The following is a 4422-nucleotide window of genomic DNA, read 5'->3' as shown; positions in this document are numbered from 1 at the left end:
TTGTACTGCTGCTCGTATTCCTTGGCCAAAGCCTCGGTGTCGGAGACCAGCTTGATCTTGGCATCCGGGATCAGCATGTCGTCCTTGCCGAACGAAATGCCGGCACGGCAGGCATGGCTGAATCCGAGCGCCATGATGCGATCGCAGAAAATGACCGTCTCCTTCTGACCGCAATGGCGGTAGACGGTGTCGATCATCTTGGAGATGTTCTTCTTGGTCATCTCCTGGTTGGCGGTCTCGTAAGGCACGTTGACGTTCTTCGGCAGAAGCTCGCCGATGATCATGCGGCCAGGCGTCGTGTCATGGATCTTCGACACGACCTTGCCTTCGGCGTCGACCGTACGGAAACGACCCTTGATCTTGGAGTGCAGCGTCACCGCCTTGGTCTCGAGCGCGTGCTGGAGTTCGCCCATGTCGGCAAACACCATGCCCTCGCCCGGCTCGTTCTGGTTGACGATCGAGAGATAATAGAGACCCAGAACCATGTCCTGCGACGGCACGATGATCGGCGCGCCGGAAGCCGGGTGCAGGATGTTGTTGGTCGACATCATCAGCACGCGGGCTTCAAGCTGCGCTTCCAGCGACAGCGGCACGTGAACGGCCATCTGGTCGCCGTCGAAGTCGGCGTTGAAGGCCGTGCAGACCAGCGGGTGCAGCTGGATCGCCTTGCCTTCGATCAGGATCGGCTCGAACGCCTGGATGCCGAGACGGTGCAGCGTCGGCGCACGGTTCAGCAGCACCGGATGCTCGCGGATGACCTCGTCGAGGATATCCCAGACTTCCGGACGCTCCTTTTCGACCAGCTTCTTCGCCTGCTTGACGGTCGAGGAGTAACCCTTGGCGTCGAGACGGGCGTAGATGAAGGGCTTGAACAGTTCGAGCGCCATCTTCTTGGGCAGGCCGCACTGGTGCAGCTTGAGCTCCGGACCGGTCACGATGACCGAGCGGCCGGAATAGTCGACGCGCTTGCCGAGCAGGTTCTGACGGAACCGGCCCTGCTTGCCCTTGAGCATGTCGGACAGCGACTTCAGCGGGCGCTTGTTGGCGCCGGTGATGACGCGGCCGCGACGGCCGTTGTCGAACAGCGCATCGACGGCTTCCTGCAGCATGCGCTTTTCATTGCGCACGATGATGCCGGGAGCGCGCAGCTCGATCAGCCGCTTCAGACGGTTGTTGCGGTTGATGACGCGGCGATAGAGATCGTTCAGATCCGACGTGGCGAAGCGGCCGCCGTCCAGAGGAACCAGCGGACGCAGGTCCGGCGGGATCACCGGAACCACCTTCATGATCATCCATTCCGGACGGTTGCCGGATTCCATGAAGTTCTCGACGACCTTGAGCCGCTTCAGATACTTCTTCTGCTTCAGCTCGGAGGTGGTCGAAGCCAGTTCCGAACGCAGGTCGCCGGCGATCTTCTCCAGGTCCATGCCCGCCAGGAGGTCATGAATGGCCTCGGCGCCGATCATGGCGGTGAAACTATCCTCGCCATACTCGTCGACGGCGATCATGTACTCTTCCTCGCTGAGCAGCTGGTGCTCCTTCAGCGCGGTGAGGCCAGGTTCGGTGACGATGTAGTTCTCGAAGTAGAGGACGCGCTCGATGTCCTTCAGGGTCATGTCGAGCAGCGTGCCGATGCGCGACGGCAGCGACTTCAGGAACCAGATATGGGCGACCGGAGCCGCCAGCTCGATATGGCCCATGCGCTCGCGGCGAACGCGCGACAGCGTGACTTCGACGCCGCACTTCTCGCAGATGACGCCCTTGTACTTCATGCGCTTGTACTTGCCGCACAGGCACTCGTAGTCCTTGATCGGGCCAAAAATGCGCGCGCAGAACAGACCGTCACGCTCCGGCTTGAAGGTGCGGTAGTTGATGGTCTCCGGCTTCTTGATCTCGCCGAAAGACCAGGACAGAATCTTCTCAGGGCTGGCAAGCGATATCCGAATGGAATCGAACACCTGCGCAGGCGCCTGCGGATTGAAGAGATTCATGACCTCTTGGTTCATGCCGTTCTCCTTTTCGGGGTCCTCGAAAACCCCTTGCATCTAGCGCGGGCCAAACGCCCGCCGTCGTGTGTCGGCCACCGGCCGAAGAATTTGGTGCGTTCGGTCGCGATTTCCGCGACCGAACGTCTTGTTTACTCGGCCGCGCCCCTATTCGGCAGCATCGGGCAGCCGGACAGGGTTGTCGTCGAGCTTGGTGTTCTCCAGCTCGACATTGAGGCCGAGAGACCGCATTTCCTTGACGAGAACGTTGAAGCTCTCGGGGATGCCGGCCTCGAAGGTGTCGTCGCCACGCACGATCGCCTCGTAGACCTTGGTACGACCGGCGACGTCGTCGGACTTCACCGTCAGCATTTCCTGCAGCGTGTAGGCGGCGCCGTATGCTTCGAGCGCCCAGACCTCCATCTCGCCGAAGCGCTGGCCACCGAACTGCGCCTTGCCGCCCAGCGGCTGCTGGGTAACGAGCGAGTACGGACCGATCGAACGCGCGTGGATCTTGTCGTCCACGAGGTGGTGAAGCTTGAGCATGTAGATGTAGCCCATCGTCACCTTGCGATCGAACGGCTCGCCCGTGCGTCCGTCATAGAGCTGCGACTGACCGCTGGTATGCAGGCCCGCCTGCTCCAGCATGATGTTGATGTCAGCCTCATGCGCGCCGTCGAACACCGGGGTCGCGATCGAGACGCCGCGGCGCATCTGCTCGCTGAGGCGAACAATGCTCTCGTCGTCATAGTCACGAACCGGCTCGTTGCGGTCGTTGGCCGGGATGAAGCTCTCGAGCGTCTTGCGCAGCGGCTTGATGTCGCCGGCTGCCTTGTACGTGTCGATCAGCTCGCCGATCTTCTTGCCCATGCCCGCGCATGCCCAGCCCAGATGCGTTTCCAGGATCTGGCCGACATTCATGCGGCTCGGCACACCCAGCGGGTTGAGCACGATATCGGCATGCGTGCCGTCCTCGAGGAAAGGCATGTCTTCGACCGGAACGATCCGCGACACGACACCCTTGTTGCCGTGACGGCCGGCCATCTTGTCGCCGGGCTGCATCTTGCGCTTCACGGCCACGAAGACCTTGACCATCTTCATGACGCCCGGAGGCATTTCGTCGCCGCGCTGGACCTTCTCGACCTTGTCCATGAAACGCTGTTCGAGCGCCTTCTTGGAATCGTCGTACTGGCCACGGAGCGCCTCGAGTTCGCTCTGGAGCTTTTCGTTCTCCACGGCAAACTGCCACCACTGCGAACGCGGATACTCGTCGAGCGTATCCTTGGACAGCGTCGAGCCCTTCTTGAAGCCCTTCGGTCCGGCGATCGCTTCCTTGCCGACGAGCACGTCGGAAAGACGCGCGTAGACGTTACGGTCCAGAATGGCCTGTTCGTCGTCGCGGTCCTTGGCGAGGCGTTCGATCTCCTCGCGCTCGATCGCCATGGCGCGCTCGTCCTTCTCCACACCGTGGCGATTGAAGACGCGCACCTCGACGACCGTGCCGAAAGTGCCCGGAGGCATGCGCATCGAGGTGTCGCGCACATCGGATGCCTTTTCGCCGAAGATGGCGCGCAGAAGCTTCTCTTCCGGCGTCATCGGGCTTTCGCCCTTCGGCGTGATCTTGCCGACCAGGATGTCGCCCGGCTGAACTTCGGCACCGATATAGACGATGCCGGCTTCGTCGAGGTTCTTCAGCGCTTCTTCCGAGACGTTTGGAATATCGCGCGTGATTTCCTCCGGTCCGAGCTTGGTATCGCGCGCCATGACCTCGAACTCCTCGATGTGGATCGAGGTGAAGACGTCATCGGCGACGATGCGTTCGGACAGGAGGATCGAGTCCTCGTAGTTGTAGCCGTTCCACGGCATGAACGCGACCAGCACGTTGCGGCCGAGCGCCAGATCGCCGAGCTCGGTCGACGGACCGTCGGCGATGATGTCGCCCTTGTTGACCCGGTCACCCATGCGAACCAGCGGACGCTGGTTGATGCAGGTGTTCTGGTTCGAACGCTGGAACTTCATCAGCCGGTAGATATCGACGCCGGACTTGCCCGGATCGAGATCTTCGGTGGCGCGGATAACGATACGCGTCGCGTCCACCTGGTCGACGATGCCGCCGCGGCGGGCGCCGATGGCGGCGCCCGAGTCACGGGCGACGATCGGCTCCATGCCGGTGCCGACGAACGGCGCCTCGGCGCGCACCAGCGGCACGGCCTGACGCTGCATGTTCGAGCCCATCAGAGCGCGGTTGGCGTCGTCGTTTTCCAGGAACGGGATCAGGGCCGCGGCCACCGACACCATCTGCTTGGGCGACACGTCCATCAGATCGACGTTTTCGCGCGGCGCCATCATCACTTCGCCGGCGCTGCGGCAAATGACGAATTCGTCGACGAAACCACCGTTCTTGTCGAGCTCGGCGTTGGCCTGCGCGACATGGTGC

Annotated in this window: 2 protein-coding genes; both read right to left on the bottom strand. The window is 62.1% G+C overall.

The features are described 5' to 3' along the window. A partial coding sequence (rpoC, locus tag EN984_RS23925) for a DNA-directed RNA polymerase subunit beta' (RefSeq protein WP_127383991.1) occupies nt 1-2006 on the bottom strand: 2006 nt, incomplete at its 3' end. Between the two features lie 147 nt (nt 2007-2153). Further along, on the bottom strand, nt 2154-4422 hold a 2269-nt coding region (gene rpoB / locus EN984_RS23920; protein ID WP_127383990.1), incomplete at its 5' end, for a DNA-directed RNA polymerase subunit beta.

Origin of the sequence: Mesorhizobium sp. M7A.F.Ca.CA.004.12.1.1 (genome assembly GCF_003997835.1) — a bacterium.
Classification (GTDB): Bacteria; Pseudomonadota; Alphaproteobacteria; order Rhizobiales; family Rhizobiaceae; genus Mesorhizobium.
This window is presented reverse-complemented; position numbering and strand designations above follow the sequence as displayed.